The following is a 23,406-nucleotide window of genomic DNA, read 5'->3' on the forward strand; positions in this document are numbered from 1 at the left end:
CCGGCACCGAACAGTTGACCGGAAGAAACGCGGGTGAAAACACTAACTGGACATCGCGACAGTGGCTCCTGCGAATGCTTCGCGCGGTTCTTCTTCGCGAAGGATGTATCCAAGGCCACGCAAGGTCATGATCTTTGCGTTCGAGTTCGCAAGATGTTTGCGCAGACGGTGAATATAGATGTCGATCGCATCGGCGCTCGGCTCGTCGTCGAGATTGAAGACACTATCCATCAGCACCGCCTTCGAAACCGTCTTGCCCTGCTTCAGGATCAGTGCCTCAAGAATCGCATGCTCGCGACGACGCAATGGCAAGGGCTCGTCATGCAGCACGAATTCGCGGGTGTCGAAGAGATAGTGGAGATCGCCGCAATCGAGGGACTGTCCCTTGTCACCGGCTGCCTGCCGCCGGATCAGCGCCTTGATGCGCGCGACCAGCTCGCGGGCATCGAATGGCTTGACGACGTAGTCATCGGCGCCTGCCGAGAAGCACGCTACCTTGTCGTCGGTCGAGCCATTGGCGGTCAGCATCAGCACCGGCACGTTGTCGCGTTTGCGGCGCAGGCGCGCAAGCACATCCTTGCCGCCGATGCCCGGCAGACGCAGATCAAGCAGTACCGCGTCGTAGCGCTGCAGACCGAGCAGCGTTTCCGCGCGCTCGCCATCCTGGGCCCAGTCCAGTGCGAAATTCTCAACCTGCATCAGATTGATGACCCAGCGCGCGAGATCGGCGTCATCTTCGACAAGCAGCAGTTTCATGTTTCTTCCCTCGTTGTCGCTGGCCTGGCGGCAGCCTGCCAGACACGCATCTCCACCGTCGCGACCAGACCGATTCCGTGTTCTCCCGTTTCGAGCGTGACGGTGCCGCCCTGCCGCTGCGCAATCTCACGCACGATCGGCAGACCGAGACCCGTGCCGTCGGCGTTGCTCGACGCGCGATAGAAGCGCTCGAACACGCGAGCCTTCGCTTCGTTCCTGATACCGGGTCCATTGTCGATCACGCGCACGATCACCCTGTCGTGCGAGCGATGCGCCTGCACGGTCACGCGACCGCCTGTCTGCGTATAACGCAGCGCGTTGTCGACCAGATTGGTGAGGAGCGCGGCAGTCAGCGCTTCGTCGCCCGTCACATACAGACCTTCATCGAGTTCCGCGCCCAGATCGATCTCGCGCGCCTGTGCGAACGCGATCAGTTCTTCGAGCACATTCGCGATCAATGCAACCAGATCGACGCATTCCTCCGTATGGGAAGGCGCGGCCGACTCCGCCTGCGCGAGCAGCAGCAGCTTGTTGGTCAGCGTCGTCATCCTGCGACTGCTCTTGTGCATGCCGGTCAGTGCTTCGGCCAGTCTGGCGTCGCGGTTTTCACGTTGTCGCGCAAACTGGATCTGCGCATCGAGCAGCGTAAGCGGTGTGCGCAACTGATGCGCAGCGTCGGAGATGAACTGCCGCTGGGCCGCGGTCTGCTGACTCATGCGCGCAATGCACTGATTGATGGCATCGACGATCGGACGCAACTCGACGTGAAGCCGCGCCACACGCAGCGGTTGCAGCTGTGACGGGTTGCGATCGGCGACGTCGTCCTTCACCTTCATGAGTGGCCGCAGTTCGAACGTCAGGCCAAGATAGACGAAAACCATGGCGAGCAGCAGCGTCAGTACCTCGCCGAAGAGCTGCGGACGCAGTAGCTGCCACACCATCGCATCGCGCGAGGCCTCCGTCTTCGCGACCACGACGATGACTTCCTCGGTGCGTCCCGAGTCGTACAGCTGACGCACATAGGCCGCGGCACGCACCACACGGCCGTCCTCGAGGCGCGTCGAATAAAGCCTGGGCGCGGCAACAGACCCGTGCGGCAGCGGCAGTTCGGCACCGCCCGCGAGCAGACGATGCCCGCTCGCCTCGACGCGGTAGAACACGCTGTCCTGCTCGGGGGATTCAAAGAGCTCGAGCGCCGCCGGCGGAATCTGCACGACGACGTTGCCGTTATCCCAGTCGATGTCTTCCCCGATAATCCGCATCGACGAAGCGAGTGCGTTGTCCTGGACGAGGTCGGCCGTGGCCATCGCGTCGCGAAACGAAATCAGGCCGGAAACCGAGACGAACGCCGCCAGGGGCAGCAGGAGCCACCACAAGAGGCGGCCACGCAGGCTTCCCGGAAACACGGTACGTCGTTCCTCCTTTTTGACCATTAGCGCGCGCCTGAACGAGAAGGCGCAGCGGACGCTGCAACGGCAACGCCGTCAGTACAGCCGGCGCGGCCGATGACCTGGTTCATGGTGATGTCTCCGCGAGGTGTCTGTTATGTCCCGCGAACGGGATGGCGTCTCATGAGCGCCTTGCGCGGAAATTCTAGGCGTGCAAACCCTTCTCAATGCTTTCTGACTTTCACTTTTCGCCCAAAGTACGGGTTTGTCCTGATCCCTACTGCCTGATCTGCGAAACCGCGCGCAACTCGTCGGGCGTCGCCGTTCCGAATCCGAAGAACTCCAGATAGGCCGGAATCATTTCAAACAGCATGTCGGTGCCCACCTGCACCGGACAACCCTTGTCTTTCGCCGCGCGCAGCAGTGGCGTGTATTCCGACTTCATCACGACCTCGCCGACGAACGTCGCAGGCGCAATACGGTCGATGTCGAACGGAAGCGGATCGCCATCCTTCATGCCAAGCGGTGTCGCATTGACGATCACATCGAAGCCGGCCGGATCTTTTGAACCGGTAGTCACGACGAGCTGCGGATAGTGCTTGCGCAGACGACCTGCTAGCGCCTCCACCGACGCCTCAGCGGTATCGAACAGCGCCATCTCCGCAACGCCCGCACCCGCAAGCGAAGCTGCAATCGCCGAACCCACGCCGCCGCTACCGAGTACCAGCACACGCGCACCCTTCAACACACGGCCCTTACGCTCGACGCCGCGCACGAAGCCCGCACCATCGAACTGGTCGCCAAGCAGCGTGCCGTCTTCGCGTTTGAGAATCGCATTACATGCGCCCGCGATGCTGGCCGTCGGCGTCAGATCGTCGACGAGTGCGACGGTCGTGACCTTGTGCGGCATCGTGACGAGAGCGCCGCGGATATTGCTCATTCGAAACAGCAGCGGCAGAAATGACACATAGTCATCGGGCATCACGCCCATCGGCATCACAACGGCATCGATGCCTTTTTTCTCGAACCACGGGTTGTAGATCATGGGCGCCTTGAACGCTTCGGTCGGAAAGCCGAGGTGTGCAATAAGCGTCGTTTTTCCGCTGATCATTGCGGGACTCCTTGAACTGTCTATGTCAGAACTTCAAATATCGATGCTGTCGCACATCGCCGGAGACGGCGATACGCAACAGCGTGGAAGCGGGTGATGATACCAACGCCACCCGCGAACTGGCTACGCGACGACGAAGGCGCCGACTGGTAGCCATCGCCCACGCTCGCCGTTGCATTGATGATATTCCCCTTTCCCGAGGTGCCCAGCGTCTGCCCGTTCGCACGCTGATACGCCTCGAGCGCATACAGTCCCGTACGCTTCGACAGCGCATGGTACAGGGACAGGTTGAACTGTTGATATTGCGCGGCGCTATGGATGCCGTTCGAGGTCGTCGCGCGCGTATAACTATAGCCCGCAGCGAGATCCACCTGCGTCGTTGGCTTGTAATGCACCACCAGGCCGCCGGTGTTCCAGATCGCCGTGTCGGTAAACTTCGAGCCGGTACCCGGAATGTACTGCACGTTCGAAGGTCCGCACAAACTGCATCTCTTCGTGAGCAACGCGCTTTAGCAGATTGAGCACAGCGTCGACAAGCATGTCTTGCTAGCTACCTGCCCTTTTGCGGCGACCGGGTTCAACCAGAATGTCGACTGTCTTAAGCCGATATTTACTGGCCGCCACCCGAGCCTTTGAAACGGGTTCATTACGACGTAGCAGGCCCACTGCTTTCGTAATGCACCGCGAGCCAGAACGTCGGCTCACTCGCATGCGTCCATGCCACGCGATGCCGGCAATGCGCGGGAATCTGCACATAATCGCCGGGCCGCATCGTATGCAGCTGCGCAGCGCCTTCAACCGCGCCTTCAGACCCGCCTTCGCATCCCTCTGCGAATTCCAGCGCCGCTGCGCCCGCGAGCAGGACGACCCATTCCTCGTGCGGACTGTCGTACCAGAAGTCAGCAGGACTCGCCTGTCCCGTCGACACGATCCGCTCGACACGCACCCCTTTGCGATCGACCAGCGTATCGAACTGCTCATCGGGACCGTGTGGTCCCGCCAGGTCGAAGAGATTGCCGGTCTCGGGTTTCATCGCGTGCCTCGTTTGACGGACCGAAGTCAAACCATCGGTTTGAGCCCTTCAAGCAGCGTCGGAATCAGTTCGCTGATGGTCGGGTGAATGTGCATCGCGCGCATCAACGTGGTGTAGGGCGCGCCGGCCTTGATGGTGTCGATGATGGTATGGATCGCTTCGTCGCCGTCCACGCCGAGGATGGTCGCACCGAGAATCTGCTTCGTGTCGGCATCGACGAGCGTCTTCATGAAGCCGGCCGTCTCGCCTTTCTCTCGCGCGCGTCCAACACGCGACATCGGCATCGTCGCGATCAACGCCTTGCGTCCCGACTGGCGCACTTCAGCCTCCGACATCCCCACGCGCGCAAGCGGCGGATCGACGAACACCGCATACACCATGGTGCGGCCGTCGACGCTGCGACGCTCGCCCGTGCGCTCCGCCTCGAACAGATTGGCCGCGACGACCTGAAAATCGTCGTACGACGTGTGCGTGAACGCGCCGCGTCCGTTGACATCGCCAATGGCCCACACGCCGGGCACCTTCGTACGCAGCTCGCCATCGACGGGGATCAAGCCGTGTTTATCGACTTCAATACCCGCAGCGTCGAGACCCAGATCGTCGGTGTTCGGACGACGACCGGTCGCGAACAGCAGATGCGAGGCGTCGAGCGGCGGCGCATCGCCCGCAAGATGAACGCGCACCGCCGTGCCGTCGCCGCGGCCGCCCAGTGCTTCAAGTCGCGCGGGATTGGCGCCAAAGCGGAATTCGATGCCTTCACGCACGAACACGTCCTGCAGGCTTTTCGCAAAGTCCGCGTCCTCGCGGGTCAGCACGCGCTCGCCACGCACGATCACGGTCACCCGGCTACCGAAGCGGCGGAACACCTGCGCGAACTCCAGCGCGATATAGCTCGCGCCGACGACCACCAGATGCTCCGGCAACGTCGTCAGATCGAGCAGCGTCGAATTCGTGAAGTAGCGGATGTCCTCGATGCCGGGAAGCGTCGGGATGACCGGGCGAGTGCCCGTGTTAATGAAGATTTCGTCGGCCTCGAGGTCCTGGGCCGGCTGGCCGTCGCGCGCTTCGATGCGCACCGAGTGCGCACCCGCGAAGCGCGCGTGGCCGTTGAAGACGCTGACGTTTGTGGCGCCGCGCAGCCACTTTTCGACGCCGCGTCTGGATTGCCCGATGATTTCGTCCTTACGCGCCTTCACGCGTGCGAGATCGACGGTGATGTCGCCCGTGATCTGGACGCCCCAGGCGGCCGCGTGGCGCGCTACATGTGCGGCCCGCGCGGATGCCACGTACGCTTTGGTCGGCGTACAGCCGACGTTCACGCACGTGCCCCCGAACGTCGCCCGTTCGATAACGGCCGTCTTGCGGCCGTTTTCACCGAGGCGGACCGCCAGCGGCGAGCCGCCCTGTCCAGTGCCGATCACGATTGCGTCGAAATGCTGGGGCATGGCAGACCTCCGGGGAGCCGGTATGGGGTCGTGCCATCTTACACGTGACTCTTTTGCTGTGCGGTTTCGCGGGCCTCCGGCGGACTGAGGGTTCAGGCGTGGTTCAGACGAGGCTCAGGGTGGGTTCAGGCGTCGCAGTAGACGTGGCAGATCAGTTCGCGCGAGCGGTCGAGTGCCGCCTTCGCGCCCTTTGTCGCAACGACGAAACCAACCTGGCTCAGGTTGAAATCGAGCGACACCATCAATTGCATGAGCGACACCATCGGCAACACCACGGCCGGGTGATATAGCTGGCGTTCGATAAGGTCTCTCATGTCCACTCCTTCGCCCGACTGTTTCGGTGGGGCACTGCATCCAATGTTCCGATGGAAGCAATTTTAGGAGGGACGCGTCCACGGATAAATGGGCAGAACGCGAAGTCACTTGTCGGTGGATTCGAACAATCGACAGAAGCCCGGTGGGCGGGCTTCGGCGGGGCGCGGGCCTGATCTGGCGGGCGTTCGTCAGCGTTCCGGCGGCGCCTGGCGAGGGGTTTCGGGCGTATTCCGCCGGCGCCGGCGACGGGCTGGCCGGCATTATTCCGGCATTATTCCGGCATCAGCCCGACATCACCCGGCGTTGCCGCGGCTGCAATCCGTGGTACGGCCAGCCCCGGATTCAGCCGGCGCGACGCGCCCGGACAGCTGCGGCCAGCCTGTCGAGCACCGGCGCGGTCTGCGCCCACGAAAGGCACGCATCCGTGATCGACACGCCGTAGCGCAGCGGCACACCCGGCTTCAGGTCCTGGCGCCCTTCCTCGAGGTGGCTCTCGATCATCACGCCGATGATGCGGCGATCGCCCGCCGACAGTTGCCCGGCCAGGTCCTCCGCCACGTCCATCTGCCGCAGGTGCGATTTGCCCGAATTCGCGTGCGAGCAGTCGACCATCACCTGCTCACGCAGCCCCAGTTCGCGCAGCGCCGCACAGCTCGCCTCGACGCCCGCGCTGTCGTAGTTCGGCCCTTTCTTGCCGCCGCGCAGGATCACGTGCGCATCGTCGTTGCCGCGGGTTTCGAAGATCGCCGCCATGCCCATCTTGGTCATGCCCATGAAGGCGTGACTCGCGCGCGCCGCGACGATCGCGTCCGCGGCGATCTGCACGCCGCCATCGGTGCCGTTCTTGAAGCCGATCGGGCAGCTGAGACCCGACGCCAGCTGGCGATGGCTCTGGCTTTCCGTCGTGCGCGCGCCGATCGCGCCCCACGCGATCAGATCCGCGATGTACTGCGGGCTCAGCAGATCGAGAAACTCAGTCGCGGTCGGCAGGCCGAGGCTGCTGATGTCCAGCAGCAGTTCACGCGCACGGCGCAGCCCTTCGTTGATGCGGAAGCTGCCGTCGAGCTGGGGATCGTTGATATAGCCCTTCCAGCCGACCGTCGTGCGCGGCTTTTCGAAGTAGACGCGCATCACGATCAGCAGATCGTCCTTCAGCGCATCGGCGGCGGCTTTCAGACGATGCGCGTAATCCATCGCCTGCTGGTGGTCGTGGATCGAACAGGGGCCGACGACAGCCACCAGACGGTCGTCGCGACCGTGCAGGATGTCCGCGATTGCCGAGCGGCTTTCCTCGACGAGCGTCTGGACGTCCGGCGGAACCGGCAGCTCGTCCTGCAGCAGCGCCGGGGAAATCAGGGGACGGACGGCGCCGATGCGGGTGTCGTCGATGCGGGTAGTGTCCTGCGTCGAGTCGGCGCGGCCGGCTTCCTGATCGTGCAAAGGGTTGTCCAGGCGGCTCAAGATATTCTCCGTAAAGCGGGTTGCGACATACCAGGCGGCAAACCGGCATTATCGCACTCGCGGCCCGCTCCGGCGCCGCCGCGGCCCGCCTACGCATTCGTCCAGGACGTACACCAGCCGCGCGCCGCGACCTGCTTCACACCGAACAGCGCGCAGCCTCCGTACGGGTCGCTGGCGCCGCCCTGATACAGCGAGCAGTTGCTGCAGGTCTGCCCGGCAGCCCAGGCCGGAAACTTCGACTTGTCGACCTTCGACGCATCCAGCCGGTAGCCGAGCTTCTGCGCGGCGGGGTCGTCTTCGCTGAGTTTCGCTTCGTCGGCGGAAGCCACACGGGATAACGCCAGCGATGACGCCACGCTGGCGCTAAGAATGAGAAAGCTGCGACGCGTTGCTTTCATGACTGGACCCTGTTCGTGGGATGGTTTGATGGAACCTGCTTTCCGTCGGCGCCGTGCACCTTCTTCCATTCTCGCAGCAGAAGGCCGCGCCTGCCACGCGCCTGATCACTGAAGTCAAGACGGAGTCGATTCGCCTCGCTACGCGACGATGGATTACCACGCGCCAACAGGCTGATTTCAGTTAGCTGCCAACGCACAATCGTCACGCGATTTCCATTGACACGCCTCGTGCTTACGCGGAACGATCCTCTTTTATGTCTCTCCTACAGAGAGCTAAAACGCGCGCGGGAACGTCGATGAATTCGCATCAGGGACGCTCGATCGAAGTGGATTTCTTCCGCGGGATCGTGCTGATCGTCATCGTGCTGGACCATATTCCCGGCAGCGTGCTGTCGCATCTGATGCTGCACACGTACGCACTATGCGACTCGGCGGAAGTGTTTGTGTTTCTGGGCGGCTATGCATCGGCGGCTGCCTATACGGCCGTGCTCGAACACCGCGGACCCGGTGCCGCACAGAAGCGCTTTCTCAGACGCTGCTGGGAAATCTATCGCGCGTATCTGCTGACCGCCGTGCTGACGCTCGTGTCAGGCGCCGCGCTCGCGCTCCTGCATCTGAACCGGCCGATGATCGATCTGACTGGCTGGCCGCTCTTTTCCAGCGAACCGCTGCGTGAGTCGCTCGATATCGCACTGCTCAGGCGTCAGCCGTATCTGTCGAGCGTCCTGCCGATGTACGTGATCTTCGCGCTGTGCGTGCCGTTCGCCGTGCCGCTCGCGCGACGCTCGGCGCTTTCCGCAATGACGCTGAGCCTCGCGATCTGGGCTTTAGCGCGGCCGCTAGCCTCGCTTTTCAGCATTGACGACGTCGGCGATTGGGCTTTCAATCCGTTTGCATGGCAACTGATGTTCGTACTCGGTATCCTGTGCCGCGTGCAGCCGGTGGGCGACCGCTTCCATATATCGCGTGCTGCGCGCTGGCTCACGCGGATTGCGGTGGCCGCCGTGCTCGCATTCGCCGTCGTCAGGCTGTTCGTGCTGACGCAGGCCTTGCCGGGTCATCTCAAACAGAATCTTTCGATGGATCGTGTGATCAACTTTCTTGTCATTGCGTGGCTTGCCGCGCGTTTCGTGCACACCGGCAGCATCGCGCGCCTCGCGCGGCGGCTGCCGGCCGTGGTCACGGTCGGACGCACTGGGCTCGTATGTTTCGTGACGGGCACGCTGGTGTCGATGATCGTCGACACCGCGACGCCGCGTGGCCTTCACGGCCTGGAGGGCACGATGGTCGCGCTCGCCGGCGATCTTGTCGCGATCACGGCCGTGCTCGTCATCGCGCGCGGCTGGAACGACTGGAAGGGACAGCAGTCGCGCGCAGCCGTCAACAGTGCCGGCTGCGGATGAGCGCGCGGATCGCTCTACCCCGCGCCGCGCGCGCGATCGTCCTCGTGTTCGTGTGCTCCACACTTCTGCTGACCACTGTCGACGCAACGGCAGCCCCGACCGGGCCGAACCTCGCTGTGCAGTGCACGCAACTCGCCGGCCTGACGGTGCCTGCCGAAGTCATCGGATTGCCGACGCGCGGCGCGCAGATCGACACCGCGGAGATGATCGCGGCGACCGCCCGTAACAACCAGGACGGCGAGTATTGCCGGATCACGGGCAGCATCAAGGCGCTGAAGGTCGGCACGCCGGATATCCGCTTCGATCTGAATCTGCCGCGCCACTGGAACGGCCGCGCGTTGCAGGTGGGCGGCGGTGGGTATAACGGCGTCGTGGTCAGCGGCACGGGGGTGATGCCTTTCTCGCCGAATCGCGCGCCGCTGGCGCAGGGCTACGCCACCTTCGGCGACGACTCCGGCCACGTCGGCAATTCGGCGCTGGCGGTGTTCGGCCTCGTCGACGAAGCCGTCGTCAATTTCGGCTACGCGCATCTGAAGAAGACCCACGACGTCGCGCTCGCACTGATCGAGCACGCGTACGGACGGCGGCCAGAGCGCATGTACTTTGCCGGCGGCTCGACGGGTGGACGTGAAGGCTACACCGTCATGCAGCGCTTCCCGGACGACTACGACGGCGTCATCGCCAACTCGCCCGCGCTGAATTTTTCCGGCGTGCGTCTGCTTGGGGTGAAAGTCGGCCAGACTGAATACGCGACACCGGGCGGCTTCGTGCCGCCTCCGTTACTCCAGCGCGTCTACCAGCGCACGCTTGAAGTGTGCGACAGGCTCGATGGCGCAGCGGACGGCATCGTGAGTGACGTTACCGCATGTCGCCGGCACGAGGCCGAGATCATCGAATCGCTGCGTTGCCCCGTGAGCGATGCGTACATCGCGAACGACGACTGTCTTTCCACTGCGCAACTGGCGACGCTGTCGGTGCTGCGCGACGGACTCTCGCTGCCGTATTCGCTCGCGTGGAATGTGAACCGCTATCGCGGCTACAACGTGTTTCAGGGCACGCAGTTCACCGGCACGCTCGGCCTTGCGCACGATGACAGGCATGGACCGTCTCCGGCGATCATCGCCAACGGCTATCTGTTCTCACAGGGCGACGGCTACGTGAGGTACTTCATCACGCGCGACCCGGCGTTCGATTCGCTGAAGTTCGACGTGCAGCATCCCGGCAATTACCAGCGCCAGGTGGTCGCGCTTTCACAGACCATCGGCGCGATGAGCACCGACCTCTCCCGCTACATCGCGCGCGGCGGCAAGCTGATCACGTTGCACGGGCTCGCCGACGAAGTCATCAGCCCGAACCAGACGATTGCGTATTACGAAGCGCTCGTGGACCGCTTTGGTATCGACAGGGTCGATTCATTCATGCGGCTCTACATGGTGCCGGGATTCCAGCACGGCAGCGGCGTATTCATTCCGTCGACGGATCTGCTCGGCGCGCTCGACAACTGGGTCACGCACGATATTTCTCCGGAGACGCTGACCGCCATCGATATCGCCGCGGCGACCAATGGCCGCTCCCGTCCGCTATGCCGGTATCCGATGTTTCCGCGTTATAGCGGCAAGGGAAATGTGAACCGCGCGAGCAGTTTTGTCTGTGCGGAGCCGTGAATGGCATGTGACGCGCTACCGGTGCGTCGTGCGGCCGGTCAGACGTTGAGCGCTTCAGGTTCCTTGCGCCGGATCGCAATCGCGATCGAACTACCGACGATCAGCACGATCCCGGCCAGCGACAGCATGCTCACCGACTCGCCCCACACGACATAACCGAAAAGCGTCGCCCACACGATGCTCGTGTAGCTGTACGGTGCGAGCGTGCCGGTGTCGGCGTGACGGAACGCCGAGGTCATCAGCAGTTGCCCGGTGCCTGCGGCGACGCCGAGCAGCAGGAGAATGCCGAGGTGAACGGGCGTCGGTGTCTGCCACGCGAAGAAGAGCGAAGCGCCCGTCACCAGCGTGCCGATCAACGTCGAATACAGCACGATCAGGCCCGGCTCATCCGTTGCGCCGACACGCTTGATCTGGATGATAGAGATCGCGCCAAACACCGCGCTTGCCAGCAGAAGCGCCGGGCCGAGGAGACCAGACGCCACGCCTGTCGGCCGCACGACCAGCAGAATGCCGGCGAAGCCGATCACCGCGGCAAGCGCATCGCGACCACGCCATTTTTCGTTGAGCACGAGCGGCGCGAGCACGATGACGAACAACTTCTCGGTGTAGGCAAGCGCAACCGCCTCGCTCAACGGTACATAACGCAGGCCCGCGAAGAAGAGGCCAAGCGCCGCCATCAACACGACCGCACGCTCGATATGTACGCGCCAGTGACGCGAACGCAGCAGGTTGCGCGGCGATCGCGCGCGCAATGCAAGGATGAGCGCCGGCGCGAGGCCGAACAGCATGCGGAAGAAGGTGATCTCGTTCGCCGGGTAGTGGGCCGTGATGGCCTTCGCCAGCGCGTCCACGATGGCGAAGCAGAACATCGACGCGATCATCTGCGCGACGCTGCGGAGGGGAAAATGCGCGGTGCGAGTGGTGGTGGTTGCTACTGGCATCGGACGAAGCTCGTGAGGTGGGTTGGCCGGTAAAGGCGGGGGCGGGACCGAACTTGAATCATCGGTCACCACCTGATCAGACAGGACCCGACCCGTCGTATCGAACACGCGGACCGTGAAGGCATCGATGCGCGTGCGAACGCGCATCGGTCAAGTCGCCGAAGCGAAGACTGCCGGCTCACATCTTGTGCGTCGAAAGAAAGATGCTCGTCTCGGTGCTCGCGATGCCGTCAATCAACCGGATCGCACCCAGCACGCGATCGAAGTTCTCCAGCGAATCCGCCCGCAGTTCCGCGACGAGATCCCAGCGCCCGTTGGTGCTGTGGATCGTCGCGACATTCGGATGCCCGCGTAGCACCTTCAGCACGTCGGCCGCGCGGTTGCCTTCGACGGCGATCGACATCAGCGCGCGAATCCGGTGCGCCTCCGCCGCCGGTTTCAGCCGCACCGTGTAGCCCACGATCACCCCGCTTTCCTCAAGGCGCGTCAGCCGGTTCTGCACCGTCGCACGCGCAACGCGCAAGTGCTTCGCGAGCGTCACGACCGACATGCGCGCGTTGTCGCGCAACAGCGCGATGAGCTGCCTGTCGATGTCATCGAGATTGATCATTTCCTGTTGCCATTTTGTGTTGCCGGTCACGGCGTTTTGCGTTTTTCCGCGTCGCTCAGCGCAACGTCCGCGCCCGCTATGTACAAAACGCCATTTAGCCTTAGCATTTTGACACTTGCACCGGAAAATTTGCGAGGTTTGTCATCTTTTTGTTGGCGAGGTCCGACGGAATAATTCCGTTATCGCTCCCGAGCTGGAGCCCACATCAACAACGGAGGCATGACCATGACCCGCTTTCTCGACGTACCCGCCACCTGTCGACTCGTCGCCGATATCGGTGTGCCGCGATTCCTGAGCGAACTCGCCGACACCATTCGCGCGGACTATCTTCGATGGAGCGATTTCGACAAGTCCCCGCGCGTCGCCTGTCATTCCCAGGTAGGCGTGATCGAATTGATGCCTGTTGCCGACTCGAAGCTGTTCGCCTTCAAATACGTCAACGGGCATCCCATCAACGCGGAGCGGGGCATTCACACGGTGATGGCGTTCGGCGCGCTCGCATCGGTCGATACCGGCTATCCGCTGTTCCTCTCCGAACTCACGTTGACCACCGCCCTGCGCACCGCTGCAACCTCGGCGCTCGTCGCAAGCACCCTTGCTCGCCCCGACTCGCGACGCATGGCGCTGATCGGCAACGGCGCACAAAGCGAATTCCAGGCAATCGCGTTTCACACGCTGCTCGGCATCGATGAGATTCGCGTGTTCGATGTCGATGCGCGCGCAACCGACAAGCTGATCCGCAACCTGTCCGCATGGCCGGCGCTGCGGATCGTTCGCGCATCGTCGACCGCTGAGGCGGTGCGAGGCGCCGATATCGTCACGACGGTCACGGCCGACAAAACCTGCGCGACGATCGTCACGCCCGACATGATCGAGCCCGGCATGCATCTGAACGCCGTGGGCGGCGACTGCCCCGGCAAGACCGAACTGCACGCGGACGTGCTGCGGATGAGCCGCGTGATCGTCGAGTACGAGCCGCAAACCCGCATCGAGGGCGACATCCAGCAGTTGCCCGCCGACTCGCCCGTCGTCGAACTGTGGCGAGTGCTGCGCGGCGAAACGGCCGGCAGGGAGAGCGCCGCTCAGGTCACCGTATTCGACTCGGTCGGTTTTGCGCTCGAGGACTATTCCGCGCTTCGCTATCTGCACGCGCTCGCGCAGGAGCACGACGTCGGCATCGACGTTGCACTGATTCCGCCGGCCGCCGATCCGAAGGATCTCTTCGGCGAACTGGCTACGGCCGCTACCGCGCCAGCACGTGCCGACGCGTTAGCGTTCTCCCGATAGGCACAACAGCCCCACGCCCGTTCCAGCCCCGTACTCCTGCCATCCATCAGAAATTTCATGAGCCTCCTGTCGATTCAGGCGCCGGCCGCCGTAGTCATGATCCGGCCGCATTGCTTCCACCCCAACCCGGAAACAGCCACCGACAACGCATTCCAGCGTTCCGGCGAGATCCGCAGCCACGCCGAAGGGGCATCGCTTGCGGCGGCCGCGCGCGACGAAGTCAGCGCCGCTGCGGCAGCGCTGGAGGCGGCAGGCGTACGCGTTCACGTATTCGACGATTACGGCGAGCACCAGACGCCTGATTCGGTGTTCCCGAACAACTGGTTCTCAACACATCCAGGCGGACACGTCGCGGTCTATCCGATGCATTCGATCAACCGGCGACGCGAACGCAGGACCGACGTGATCGAAATGTTGAAGACCGGGTACCGCGTGCAGGACGTCATCGACTATTCGGGCCTGGAACACGACGATGTGTTTCTGGAAGGCACGGGCGCCATGGTGCTGGATCACATCGCGCGCATCGCGTACACGGCGCGCTCGCGCCGCGCGGACCCAGTGGCGCTCGAACGGTTCTGCACGCATTTCAATTTCGAGCCGCTGTGCTTCGACACGGCCGATCCGGCCGGTCGTGCGGTGTATCACACCAACGTGATGATGAGCGTCGCGACCGAATTTGCGCTTGTCGGTCTCGATCTGATCCAGAACGAGCGTCGACGCGACGAGGTACGAAAACGCCTGCTGGAAAGCGGCCGCGCTGTCATCGCGCTGGACGGTTCGCAGATCGGCAATTTTGCGGGCAATGCACTGGAGCTGTCGGGAAAGGATGGCCGTGTCCTTGCGCTGTCCGAACGGGCTGTGTCCTCGCTGACAGCGCAACAAAAAGCGCTCATCGAGCGCTCGGCGCAGCTGCTGCCGTTGCGCGTGCCCACGATCGAAATGGCCGGAGGATCCGTGCGTTGCATGCTCGCGGGAATCCACCTCGCGCAGCGTTAGAAGCTTGAAGGAAGAAGCAGACGGCGACCGCTTGCGAGCAGTCGCCGCATCTGGCAGCCAGGCATCCAGCAGGATGCGACACCGCCACGGAGCGGTCCTATTGGCACAGTCTGGCACGCGCCCTGGCAATCAACGCCGAGCTCGACACCCCACTGGTCGAACGGGTTGCAAGGATATTTTCACGGCGATCAAGCGGCCGCGACCTCGTCGTGGTATCGAAGCAGGCGCTCCACTTCAAGCCTTGACCCGAGGATGACGGGAACGCGCTGATGGACATGGTCCGGCTGGACTTCCATGATCGGGGTCTCGCCCGTCGTGCTCAACCCGCCGGCCTGTTCGACGATGAACGACATCGGATTGGCCTCATAGGTCAGCCGCAGCCGTCCGGCAAGCTGGGGATTCTTGTTGTCCCGCGGATAGAGGAAAACGCCCCCACGCATCAGGATTCGATGCACCTCCGCGACCATGGATGCAATCCATCGCATGTTGAAATTCGTCTGTCGAGGCCCCGACGCGCCCGCGACACACTCACGGACATAGCGGCGCACAGGCGCTTCCCAGTAGCGCTCGTTGGACATGTTGATCGCAAACTCGCGGGTATTTTCCGGGATCTGGATCTGTGGATGGGTCAGGACGAATGATGCCGATTGCCTGTCGAACGTGAACCCGTCGACGCCGTGCCCCGTGGTCAGCACGAACATCGTCGTCGCACCATAGATCGCATACCCCGCGCAGACCTGCTTCACGCCCGGTTGCAGAAAATGGCGCTCGTCGATTACGGCGCCAGACGCCGGAGCAGCAAGCACGGAAAAGATACTTCCGACAATGCCGTTGATCTCAAGATTGGAGGAGCCGTCGAGCGGATCAAAAAGGAGCAGATAACCGGAGGTATCCGCGGATTGCCCATGCCCGGTCACCTGAACCGACTCGAGCTCTTCCGACGCCAGTCCGCGAAGACAGCTAGCCGACCCGACCGCGTCGATCATGATGTCGTTCGACACGACGTCGAGCTTCTTTTGTGCCTCTCCATGAACGTTCTCCGAATGGGCATTTCCAGATGCGCCGTCGAAGACGCCTCGCTCGACAGCCGTTGCGATGGACGAGCACGCATCGGCAACGGCTTCGATGAGCGTGACGAGCGCCGCCGGGGCTCGCTCATCACGTGCTGCGTTCGCGAAAAACGAGGACAGCGTGATGTGCTCAGTGCTAGCTATGTGGGTCATGTTCGGTCCGCCTGGCAGGAACTACTCGTGATCGGTGGAATCAACGGGGTTGGGGACAACAGCGATGGAATCTCACGCGTCGCATGGCGCGACGCTACCTTGCCCGACTAGCGCGAGGGCTGCATCGGGGCCGGCGCCTCCTGCGGCATAGGGCGCGGGAGGATCCTGCTCGCGCCAGGCGTCGATCACCGGGTCGACCCATTGCCATGCTGCGTCGAGTTCGTCGCCTCGCATGAAAAGTGTGAGTCTGCCCCGGATCACATCGAGCAGGAGCCGCTCGTAGGCATCCCTTCGTCTCGTCGAGAATGCCGAAGAAAATTCGAGATTCAGACTCACCGGCCTGACCGTCATCTCATCACCCGGCGCCTTGGTCATCAGATAGAGTTTCAGGCTTTCGTCCGGCTGCAGCCGGATCACGAGACGGTTACCGTGACTGGCCGTCGTGGACGAGCCGAACACCGAATGCGGCACATCCCTGAAATTGACGACGATCTCGGCGACGCGGCTCTGCAGGCGCTTGCCGGTGTGCAGGTAAAAGGGCACGCCTGCCCAGCGCCAGTTATTCAGCTCCACTTTCAGCGCGACGAATGTCTCCGTCCGGCTATCGGCACCAATGTCCGGCTCGTCCAGATAGCCGGCAACCGGAGCACCATGCATCTCGCCGGCTGTGTACTGACCACGCACGGTCTGCTGCGCCACATCGGCCGCGCTGAGCGGCTTGAGCGAGCGAAGAACCTTGAGCTTCTCGTCGCGCACCGCGTCCGCTTCGAGACTCAGCGGCGGCTCCATTGCGAGTATGCACAGTAGCTGCAGCAGATGATTCTGGACCATGTCCCGCATTGCGCCGGTGCGCTCGTAAAACGCGCCGCGCCCCTCGACGCCCACCTGCTCGGCAATCGTGATCTGGACATCGCGAATCCCGTCGCGGTTCCAGAGACGTTCGAACATGCCATTGCCGAACCGCAGCGCAAACAGGTTCTGTACGGTCTCCTTGCCCAGATAGTGGTCGATCCGGTAGATCTGGTGCTCGCGAAATATCGCGCCGACCTCCCGGTTGATCTGTTGCGCGGAGGGCAAATCATGGCCTAGCGGCTTTTCGAGAACGACCTTCGATGTGGCAGAAACAAGCTCTGCCCGGTTCAGCTCGGCGCATATCGGAACGAACAGTTCCGAAGGCGTGGCAAGGTAGAAGATCTGCGCCCGGCTGTCCTGCCATCGCAATGTTGCAGCGAGCCGTGCGTAGTCCGCTGACACCAGCGCATCCATCTGAACGAATTCAAGGCGCGACGAGAAGGTGGTCCAATGTGCGTCGTCGAAGTCGGTGGCGGACAGGAATTCACGCAAGGCATCCTGTACCTTTGCGAGGTAGCCGCCTCGTTCCAACCCCTCCCGGCCGACGCCAACGATGCGCATGCCGTCCGGGAGCGTTCCCTCCCGGTGGTTCTGATACAGCGCGGGAAGAAGCTTGCGCATGGCAAGGTCTCCCGTGCCGCCAAAGATCACCAATAACTGTGCTTTCATTGATCTGATCCCAACGAGATTCCTGAGTCCGCTGAACGCATCGCACGTTCGTGCCAGCGCAATCCATTACCCGTGATGCACGTGGTCATAGCGCCCTGCCATCGCCGACAGCGCAACCGGCTTGATCTTGTGCGCCTGTCCGGCACTGCCAAATGCCTCGAAGCGGGAACGGCACAGGTCACGGGCCACGCCAAGTGCCTCCGTGAGGAATCGGCGAACGTCGAACTCAGAAGGACGCTGTGCGAGTGAGCGCCGTATTGCTCCGGTCATCGCGAGGCGGATATCCGTATCGATGTTGACCTTGCGTACGCCATGACGAATGCCCTCGCAAATCTCTTCCACCGGAACACCGTACGTTTCCCGGATTTCGCCGCCGAACTCGCGGATGATCTCAAGCCATTCCTGCGGCACCGAACTCGATCCGTGCATGACCAGATGGGTATTGGGCAGGCGGCGATGAATCTCCCTGATCCTGTCGATCGCGAGAATATCGCCCGACGGTTTGCGGGAAAATTTATAGGCGCCGTGCGACGTACCAATCGCAATGGCCAACGCGTCGACCCCGGTACGCTGCACGAAATCGGCGGCCTGCTCGGGGTCGGTCAGCAGCATGTCGTGGGTCAGCACGCCTTCGGCACCGGAGCCGTCCTCCTCACCCGCCATGCCCGATTCGAGCGAACCGAGACATCCGAGCTCACCCTCGACTGACACCCCGACGGCATGCGCCATCTCCACCACGGTCCGCGTCACCTCGACGTTGTAGTCGTAGGTCGCAACGGTTTTCATATCCGGCATGAGTGAACCGTCCATCATCACGCTGCTGAATCCGCTGCGGATCGCGGCCAGGCAAACAGCCGGCGACGCCCCATGGTCCTGATGCATCACGACCGGGATGTCAGGATAAGTCTCGATCGCCGCAACGACGAGGTGCCTCAGAAACGCTTCGCCTGCGTATTTCCGCGCGCCGGCGGAAGCCTGCATGATGACCGGACTATCGCAGTCAGCGGCCGCCTGCATGATCGCCTGAACCTGCTCGAGGTTATTGACGTTGAATGCCGGCACGCCATACGCGTGCTCCGCCGCATGGTCCAGCAACTGCCGCAATGAAATCAGCGCCATGTCGTTTCCAGGAAGTAATGTCGCCGTGCGGCGAACGTCGTTAAATTGATCTCGTGAACGATCACGACATCGTTCTGGCGTCGGCCGTTCTGGCACTATCGCGCGCGACGCGGCTAATCAACGATCCCCTGTTCCAGCTCGAGCGTGCGGCTCACTGCGTCCACGATCGCGTCCACCGTAATACCGAACGCTTCGTACAACGTCTCGGCTGGAGCCGACTCGCCAAAGTGCGACAATCCGACCACCGCGCCGCTCAAGCCGACGTACTTCCGCCAGAAATCGCCAGCTGCCGCTTCAACTGCCACGCGCCGGATCTTTGGCGGCAGAACGGAGACCTGGTACGCAAGCGGTTGGTTATCGAAGGTCGTGGTCGACGGCATCGAAACGACCCGTGCGGCAATGCCCTGATCGGCGAGCGCAGTCTGCGCCTTCAGCGCCAGCTCCACTTCGGAACCTGTCGCGATCAGAACGATCTCCGGCTTGCCGCCGACAGCCTCCGACAGCACATAACCGCCTTGCCGGATTTGTGCCTTCGCCTGGGCGCTGCGGGAAAGCGGCGGCAGATTCTGGCGCGAAAGCAGCAGCGCGGTCGGCGCGTCAGTGGTCTCCAGTGCTGCCGCCCATGCAAATGCCGTTTCGACCGTGTCCGCCGGTCGCCATACGTTCATCCCCGGAATCTGGCGCAGCATCGCCGCATGCTCGACCGGTTGATGGGTGGGCCCATCCTCGCCGAGACCAATCGAATCGTGGGTGAAGACATAGACACATTGCAGGTGCATCAGCGCCGCCATGCGAAGCGCATTCTTCGCGTAGTCGGAAAACACCAGGAAGGTTCCGCCATACGGAAGAAAACCGCCATGGAGGGCAGCACCGTTCATGATCGCGACCATGCCGAATTCACGAACGCCGTAGTGGATGTAGTTTCCACGTCCATTCGTGCTGTTGGGTACGACCGCACGGGAAGCCGGCACCATGGTGAGATTCGACGGCGCCAGGTCTGCCGAGCCGCCCAGAAGTTCAGGCAGTCGACCCACCAGCAGGTCAAGGCATTTCTGCGACGCCTTGCGGGTCGCCATCTTCTGCTCGAACCAGTCACCGCCCTCCAGCAGGCGTTCGATCACTTCGGCGGATCGCTCGCGGCGACTGCCGTGCATACGGGATTCGAAGTAATCGGCCTTTTCCGGAAAGCGGGTGCGATAAGCTTCGAGCAGCGTGCGCCAGGCCAAGTTGCGTTCACGGCCCGCTGCTCGCGCATCCCATGCGCTGCGAACGGGTTCGGGAATCTCGAATGACGCGTGATTCCAGCCAAGATGCGCTCGCGTGGCCGCGATTTCGTCGGCGCCGAGCGGGGCGCCATGCACGTCGTGAGTGCCGGCCCGATTGGGCGAGCCATGTCCGATCACCGTCCTGCAGCAGATCAAGGTCGGCCGGTCACGCTCCGCATGCGCTGCCTCGATCGCCTGCTCGATCGACAGCGGATCATGTCCGTCCACACCTTCGACGACATGCCAGCCATATGCGCGGAACCGCATCGCGGTCTGGTCGGTGAACCAGCCATCGACATGGCCATCTATCGAAATGCCATTGTCGTCATAAAGCGCGATGAGTTTGCCGAGATGCCATGTGCCGGCGAGCGAGCATGCTTCATGCGAGACGCCCTCCATGAGGCAGCCGTCGCCGAGAAACACATAGGTGTGGTGATCGACGATATCGAATCCCGGCTCGTTGAATTCGGTCGCCAGCAACCGTTCAGCCATCGCCATGCCGACGGCATTGGCAAGACCCTGCCCTAACGGGCCGGTGGTCGTCTCGACACCTGGCGTCAAGCCCCGTTCGGGGTGCCCGGGTGTGACCGACTGCCATTTCCGGAATCGCTTCAGATCATCGATCGACAGGTCGTAACCGCTCAGATGCAGCACCGCATAGAGCAGCATCGAACCATGACCGTTTGACAGCACAAAGCGATCCCGGTTAACCCAATCCGGCGCCGCCGGATCATGCTTCAAATACTTGCGCCACAGTACTTCGGCAATATCCGCCATTCCCATCGGCATACCGGGATGTCCGGAATTCGCGGCCTGGACGGCGTCGATAGCCAGAAACCGCACTGCGTTGGCAAGTTCGGTCCGGGTCGGATTAGCATGAGGCATGAATCACCATTATTTCGTATACCTAAATTAATATATTGGAGCCCCGCGCGTTTTTCTCGACGAGGCTCCGGCATCTGGTCTTCGGGTACGGTTACGACGTCAGGCAGCGGGCACCGCCGTGCTGTCCAGCAGATGCGTGATCGATTCGCCCATGCTGCGCAGGATCAGGAAGCAGGAACACGCACCAGCGTCCAGCACGCCAATCGAACGGTCGCCCAGCCGGGCTGCCCGTCCGATACGGGCGCGCAGGTCGCGCGTCGAATTCATCCCGGCTTCAGCGGCAATCACCATCGCACCAATGCATTCCCGGAAGCTCTTACCCTCTTCCAGCGCCGCCTCATACGCCGTACGCGCAGGAACCAGCGTGTCGATCAGTGTCTTGTCGCCGACCTTCGCATCGCCGATCTCCTCTACGGAGGCGATACCGGCAACGAGCGCCCGATAGAAAAGGGACTTGTCGAGCTCGGCGTGGTCCGCAAGCGTGTCACTCATGCCGAGAAAGAAAGTCCCGTAGAGCGGCCCCATCGAACCACCAATCCCTTCCATGAGCGCCGAGGACAGATCACCCAGGGCCACCGGGAGCGACGGTACCGCTCCGTGTGCGGCAAGATGTTCACCACACTGGGTGAAGCCCTTGCTCATGTTGATGCCATGATCGCCATCGCCGATTGCGCCGTCGACTTCGCTCAGATACTGGCGATTCGCATTGATGATGCGAACGAGATCGACGACGACTCCGCCAGCGTCGGCCAATTTAACGGTTTCAGTCATCGTGCGTCTCCCACATTGAGTCCGATGCTTTGACATGGATAAGCGAGGCAGGCGCTCAGTTCATCGTCGAGCTTCGTCAAGGTCAGCGTTACCCCCATCATCTCCAGGGAGGTGAACAGATTGCCGACGAACGAGAACTGGATGTCGATTCCCGCTTCGCGCAGATAGTCGGCGACCTCGCCATACAGAATGTATTGCTCCATCACCGGCGTCGCGCCAAGACCGGACAACAGTACCGATACCTTGTCGCCTCTGGCGAACGGCAGATCCGGCAGCAGCCTGTCGAGCATCAGTCTCGCCATGTCTCGCGCGGGAACAGTAGGCTGGACCAGGATACCGGGCTCTCCATGATGACCGATGCCGACTTCCATTTCGCCATCCTTGATGACGAAGTTGGCCTTGCCGACCGCCGGGATCGTACAGGCGGACAGGCCGATACCGATCGAGCGGGTCGAGTCCACGGCCTTGCGGGCCGCGGCGATCACTTCATCGAGCGTGGCACCCTGGGCCGCCCGCGCGCCGCCGACCTTCCACATCACGATTTCACCGGCAACGCCGCGCCGCTTTTCGATCTCGTCTTTCGGCGCCGATGCGGCATCGTCGTTTGCGACAACCGTGCGCACGCGAATGCCTTCGCGCTCGGCCAGCTTCATCGCCATCTTCACGTTCATATTGTCGCCGGCGTAATTGCCGTAAAGACACGCTACGCCTGCGCCACTATCGGCCGCCTTGAAAGCGTCAAAGAATGATTTCGCAGTCGGCGACGAGAAGATTTCGCCGATGGCCACGGCGTCCACCAGGTTGCGCCCGACATAGCCGATGAAAGCCGGTTCGTGTCCTGATCCCCCGCCGGTCACAATACCCACGCGGTTCTTCTGGCGAGCGTGCGCATGCGATACAACGCGAGGATTCTCCGGTGCGGCGCGCAGCTCCGGGTGTGCCGCGAGGATGCCGCGGAGCATGTCCTCGACAACGAGATCAGGGTTGTTAATGACGCGATTCATACCGTTCCTTTACATCTTGAGTAGTGTTACTGGGCGGTGTAGCCGCCATCAATCACGATGTTCTCGCCGTTGACCATGGCCGCCGCGTCGCTGACCAGATACAGGATCAACGCGGCGATTTCGTCGGGGCGTGCGAATCGCCCTGCAGGAATTTTAGCCTTCATCGCTTCGCCCACCGCACCCGCCCAGGCTTTCCTGCCCAGTTCGGTGTCGACGACCGTGGGCGAAACGGCGTTGACCGTAATGCCGTGCTTTGCCCATTCGAGCGCGAGCACTTTTGTCATACCGACGATTGCCGCCTTACTCGCGCAGTACGCCACATGACGCTCCAGTGCGACAACACTCGCCTGGGAAGCCAGATTCACGATCCGGCCAACACCGCCACGGCCCATCATCTGCTTGCCGACGGCCTGCGCAAGGAGGAACGGCGCTTTGAGGTTGATCGTCATCGTCCGGTCCCAGGCTTCTTCGGACAGTGTTTCCGCGTTATCAAGCAGAGCGACGCCGGCATTGTTGACCAGGATGTCGACAGGGCCTAACGCTTCGGTCACGCGCCGCACCAGGTTATCCGATGCCCCGGCGGCGGTGATATCCGCTGCGATACCCACGTGCCGGCCGGGGCCACCTGGCAGCGTCCGGGCGACGGCCTCGACGGCCGGGTTGATATCGAGCAGTGCGACGCGCGCACCCGCGGCGGCAAGGCACGCGGCAACGGCAAACCCGATACCGCTTGCCGCACCGGTCACGACCGCGATGCGGTCCGTGATATCGAAAGGGGTCGTTGAATTAACCGACATCGCTCCACTCCTT

21 protein-coding genes and 1 pseudogene are annotated in these 23,406 nt (G+C 62.6%); 4 read left to right on the forward strand and 18 right to left on the reverse strand.

Annotation, left to right across the window (positions count from 1 at the left end; genetic code table 11):
* Positions 1-42: 42 nt before the first annotated feature.
* From P3T21_RS20345 to P3T21_RS20385, 9 genes and pseudogenes are all read right to left on the reverse strand, one after another.
* Positions 43-756, reverse strand: coding sequence for a response regulator (locus tag P3T21_RS20345; RefSeq protein WP_429257743.1), 714 nt, complete (start codon positions 754-756; stop codon positions 43-45).
* A complete protein-coding gene (locus P3T21_RS20350; RefSeq protein WP_429257744.1) occupies positions 753-2,189 on the reverse strand; it encodes a sensor histidine kinase in 1,437 nt (478 codons plus the stop codon). Before P3T21_RS20350 ends, P3T21_RS20345 begins: the two co-directional genes overlap by 4 nt.
* Positions 2,190-2,421: 232 nt before the next feature.
* Positions 2,422-3,255, reverse strand: a complete 834-nt coding sequence (locus P3T21_RS20355; RefSeq protein ID WP_429257745.1) for a shikimate dehydrogenase family protein — start codon at positions 3,253-3,255, stop codon at positions 2,422-2,424.
* Between the two features lie 86 nt (positions 3,256-3,341).
* Positions 3,342-3,725, reverse strand: a pseudogene (locus P3T21_RS20360) (porin); the annotation flags it as partial.
* A 176-nt stretch (positions 3,726-3,901) separates the two neighbouring features.
* Complete coding sequence (locus P3T21_RS20365) at positions 3,902-4,288, reverse strand: cupin (protein ID WP_429257746.1); 387 nt, start codon at positions 4,286-4,288, stop codon at positions 3,902-3,904.
* Positions 4,289-4,314: 26 nt separating this feature from the next.
* Positions 4,315-5,733: an FAD-containing oxidoreductase gene (locus P3T21_RS20370; protein ID WP_429257747.1), complete on the reverse strand. Its 1,419-nt coding sequence runs from the start codon at positions 5,731-5,733 to the stop codon at positions 4,315-4,317.
* A 125-nt stretch (positions 5,734-5,858) separates the two neighbouring features.
* On the reverse strand, positions 5,859-6,047 hold the full coding sequence (locus P3T21_RS20375) for a hypothetical protein (protein ID WP_429257748.1): 189 nt from the start codon (positions 6,045-6,047) through the stop codon (positions 5,859-5,861).
* 343 nt (positions 6,048-6,390) lie between these two features.
* Positions 6,391-7,509 carry a 3-deoxy-7-phosphoheptulonate synthase gene (locus P3T21_RS20380; RefSeq protein WP_429257749.1) on the reverse strand — a complete coding sequence of 373 codons (1,119 nt, stop codon included), beginning with the start codon at positions 7,507-7,509 and terminating at the stop codon, positions 6,391-6,393.
* Positions 7,510-7,598: 89 nt separating this feature from the next.
* A complete protein-coding gene (locus P3T21_RS20385; RefSeq protein WP_429257750.1) occupies positions 7,599-7,907 on the reverse strand; it encodes a high-potential iron-sulfur protein in 309 nt (102 codons plus the stop codon).
* A 296-nt stretch (positions 7,908-8,203) separates the two neighbouring features.
* Here P3T21_RS20385 and P3T21_RS20390 point away from each other — a divergent pair, with 296 nt between their 5' ends.
* Both P3T21_RS20390 and P3T21_RS20395 read left to right on the forward strand, forming a co-directional pair.
* Positions 8,204-9,310, forward strand: coding sequence for an OpgC domain-containing protein (locus P3T21_RS20390; protein WP_429257751.1), 1,107 nt, complete (start codon positions 8,204-8,206; stop codon positions 9,308-9,310).
* Positions 9,307-10,974 (forward strand): tannase/feruloyl esterase family alpha/beta hydrolase, encoded by a 1,668-nt coding sequence (locus P3T21_RS20395; RefSeq protein ID WP_429257752.1) that lies wholly within the window; start codon positions 9,307-9,309, stop codon positions 10,972-10,974. Before P3T21_RS20390 ends, P3T21_RS20395 begins: the two co-directional genes overlap by 4 nt.
* Positions 10,975-11,012: 38 nt before the next feature.
* Here P3T21_RS20395 and P3T21_RS20400 read toward each other — a convergent pair whose 3' ends face one another.
* Entirely contained in the window at positions 11,013-11,915 is a 903-nt protein-coding gene (locus tag P3T21_RS20400; protein ID WP_429257753.1) for a DMT family transporter, read from the reverse strand.
* A gap of 178 nt (positions 11,916-12,093) precedes the next feature.
* Positions 12,094-12,525 (reverse strand): Lrp/AsnC family transcriptional regulator, encoded by a 432-nt coding sequence (locus P3T21_RS20405; RefSeq protein ID WP_429257798.1) that lies wholly within the window; start codon positions 12,523-12,525, stop codon positions 12,094-12,096.
* Positions 12,526-12,750: 225 nt separating this feature from the next.
* Here P3T21_RS20405 and P3T21_RS20410 point away from each other — a divergent pair, with 225 nt between their 5' ends.
* Together P3T21_RS20410 and ctlX are read left to right on the forward strand one after the other, a co-directional pair.
* Entirely contained in the window at positions 12,751-13,812 is a 1,062-nt protein-coding gene (locus P3T21_RS20410) for an ornithine cyclodeaminase (protein WP_429257754.1), read from the forward strand.
* Between the two features lie 57 nt (positions 13,813-13,869).
* Positions 13,870-14,808 carry a citrulline utilization hydrolase CtlX gene (gene ctlX, locus P3T21_RS20415; protein ID WP_429257755.1) on the forward strand — a complete coding sequence of 313 codons (939 nt, stop codon included), beginning with the start codon at positions 13,870-13,872 and terminating at the stop codon, positions 14,806-14,808.
* A gap of 188 nt (positions 14,809-14,996) precedes the next feature.
* Here the strand turns inward: ctlX and P3T21_RS20420 are convergent, their stop codons facing one another.
* The 7 genes from P3T21_RS20420 to P3T21_RS20450 form a co-directional block, all read right to left on the reverse strand.
* Positions 14,997-16,031 carry a class 1 fructose-bisphosphatase gene (locus P3T21_RS20420; protein WP_429257756.1) on the reverse strand — a complete coding sequence of 345 codons (1,035 nt, stop codon included), beginning with the start codon at positions 16,029-16,031 and terminating at the stop codon, positions 14,997-14,999.
* Positions 16,032-16,103: 72 nt separating this feature from the next.
* Entirely contained in the window at positions 16,104-17,552 is a 1,449-nt protein-coding gene (gene zwf, locus P3T21_RS20425) for a glucose-6-phosphate dehydrogenase (protein WP_429257757.1), read from the reverse strand.
* 66 nt (positions 17,553-17,618) lie between these two features.
* Positions 17,619-18,671, reverse strand: coding sequence for a class II fructose-bisphosphate aldolase (fba, locus tag P3T21_RS20430; RefSeq protein ID WP_429257758.1), 1,053 nt, complete (start codon positions 18,669-18,671; stop codon positions 17,619-17,621).
* 113 nt (positions 18,672-18,784) lie between these two features.
* Positions 18,785-20,821 (reverse strand): transketolase, encoded by a 2,037-nt coding sequence (tkt, locus tag P3T21_RS20435; RefSeq protein WP_429257759.1) that lies wholly within the window; start codon positions 20,819-20,821, stop codon positions 18,785-18,787.
* 99 nt (positions 20,822-20,920) lie between these two features.
* Entirely contained in the window at positions 20,921-21,592 is a 672-nt protein-coding gene (gene dhaL, locus P3T21_RS20440; RefSeq protein WP_429257760.1) for a dihydroxyacetone kinase subunit DhaL, read from the reverse strand.
* Positions 21,589-22,596 carry a dihydroxyacetone kinase subunit DhaK gene (locus P3T21_RS20445; protein ID WP_429257761.1) on the reverse strand — a complete coding sequence of 336 codons (1,008 nt, stop codon included), beginning with the start codon at positions 22,594-22,596 and terminating at the stop codon, positions 21,589-21,591. Before P3T21_RS20445 ends, dhaL begins: the two co-directional genes overlap by 4 nt.
* 26 nt (positions 22,597-22,622) lie before the next feature.
* Positions 22,623-23,393: a GolD/DthD family dehydrogenase gene (locus tag P3T21_RS20450; RefSeq protein ID WP_429257762.1), complete on the reverse strand. Its 771-nt coding sequence runs from the start codon at positions 23,391-23,393 to the stop codon at positions 22,623-22,625.
* Positions 23,394-23,406: the final 13 nt, after the last annotated feature.

It is taken from the genome of Paraburkholderia sp. GAS334 (assembly GCF_050436625.1).
In the GTDB taxonomy this organism is placed as follows: domain Bacteria; phylum Pseudomonadota; class Gammaproteobacteria; order Burkholderiales; family Burkholderiaceae; genus Paraburkholderia.

Excerpts from the sequence above, each read along its gene's own strand:
- P3T21_RS20345 (WP_429257743.1), bottom strand. The coding sequence starts at position 756 with ATGAAACTGCTGCTTGTCGAAGATGACGCCGATCTCGCGCGCTGGGTC.
- P3T21_RS20350 (WP_429257744.1), bottom strand. The coding sequence starts at position 2,189 with ATGGTCAAAAAGGAGGAACGACGTACCGTGTTTCCGGGAAGCCTGCGT.
- P3T21_RS20355 (WP_429257745.1), bottom strand. The coding sequence starts at position 3,255 with ATGATCAGCGGAAAAACGACGCTTATTGCACACCTCGGCTTTCCGACC.
- P3T21_RS20365 (WP_429257746.1), bottom strand. The coding sequence starts at position 4,288 with ATGAAACCCGAGACCGGCAATCTCTTCGACCTGGCGGGACCACACGGT.
- P3T21_RS20370 (WP_429257747.1), bottom strand. The coding sequence starts at position 5,733 with ATGCCCCAGCATTTCGACGCAATCGTGATCGGCACTGGACAGGGCGGC.
- P3T21_RS20375 (WP_429257748.1), bottom strand. The coding sequence starts at position 6,047 with ATGAGAGACCTTATCGAACGCCAGCTATATCACCCGGCCGTGGTGTTG.
- P3T21_RS20385 (WP_429257750.1), bottom strand. The coding sequence starts at position 7,907 with ATGAAAGCAACGCGTCGCAGCTTTCTCATTCTTAGCGCCAGCGTGGCG.
- P3T21_RS20390 (WP_429257751.1), top strand. The coding sequence starts at position 8,204 with ATGAATTCGCATCAGGGACGCTCGATCGAAGTGGATTTCTTCCGCGGG.
- P3T21_RS20395 (WP_429257752.1), top strand. The coding sequence starts at position 9,307 with ATGAGCGCGCGGATCGCTCTACCCCGCGCCGCGCGCGCGATCGTCCTC.
- P3T21_RS20400 (WP_429257753.1), bottom strand. The coding sequence starts at position 11,915 with ATGCCAGTAGCAACCACCACCACTCGCACCGCGCATTTTCCCCTCCGC.
- P3T21_RS20405 (WP_429257798.1), bottom strand. The coding sequence starts at position 12,525 with ATGATCAATCTCGATGACATCGACAGGCAGCTCATCGCGCTGTTGCGC.
- P3T21_RS20410 (WP_429257754.1), top strand. The coding sequence starts at position 12,751 with ATGACCCGCTTTCTCGACGTACCCGCCACCTGTCGACTCGTCGCCGAT.
- ctlX (WP_429257755.1), top strand. The coding sequence starts at position 13,870 with ATGAGCCTCCTGTCGATTCAGGCGCCGGCCGCCGTAGTCATGATCCGG.
- P3T21_RS20420 (WP_429257756.1), bottom strand. The coding sequence starts at position 16,031 with ATGACCCACATAGCTAGCACTGAGCACATCACGCTGTCCTCGTTTTTC.
- zwf (WP_429257757.1), bottom strand. The coding sequence starts at position 17,552 with ATGAAAGCACAGTTATTGGTGATCTTTGGCGGCACGGGAGACCTTGCC.
- fba (WP_429257758.1), bottom strand. The coding sequence starts at position 18,671 with ATGGCGCTGATTTCATTGCGGCAGTTGCTGGACCATGCGGCGGAGCAC.
- tkt (WP_429257759.1), bottom strand. The coding sequence starts at position 20,821 with ATGCCTCATGCTAATCCGACCCGGACCGAACTTGCCAACGCAGTGCGG.
- dhaL (WP_429257760.1), bottom strand. The coding sequence starts at position 21,592 with ATGACTGAAACCGTTAAATTGGCCGACGCTGGCGGAGTCGTCGTCGAT.
- P3T21_RS20445 (WP_429257761.1), bottom strand. The coding sequence starts at position 22,596 with ATGAATCGCGTCATTAACAACCCTGATCTCGTTGTCGAGGACATGCTC.
- P3T21_RS20450 (WP_429257762.1), bottom strand. The coding sequence starts at position 23,393 with ATGTCGGTTAATTCAACGACCCCTTTCGATATCACGGACCGCATCGCG.